Annotated in this window: 1 protein-coding gene; it reads left to right on the top strand. The window is 50.2% G+C overall.

Features of this window, described 5'->3' with window-relative positions; genetic code table 11:
• Positions 1-249, top strand: a 249-nt coding sequence (locus SB764_RS43160) for an aminopeptidase N C-terminal domain-containing protein (protein ID WP_410867189.1), incomplete at both ends; no start/stop codon positions are given.

A 249-nucleotide genomic window follows, 5' to 3' on the forward strand; every position in this document is an offset into this window, starting at 1 on the left:
GCAGAAATCCTGACGCTGCCTTCTGTCAATGAAATGGCTGAATTGTTCGATATCATCGACCCGATTGCTATTGCCGAAGTACGCGAAGCACTCACTCGTACTCTGGCGACTGAACTGGCGGATGAGCTACTGGCTATTTACAACGCGAATTACCAGAGCGAGTACCGTGTTGAGCATGAAGATATTGCAAAACGCACTCTGCGTAATGCCTGCCTGCGTTTCCTCGCTTTTGGTGAAACGCGTCTGGCT

It is taken from the genome of Paraburkholderia sp. SIMBA_027 (genome assembly GCF_046535315.1).
Lineage (GTDB): Bacteria > Pseudomonadota > Gammaproteobacteria > Burkholderiales > Burkholderiaceae > Paraburkholderia > Paraburkholderia tropica.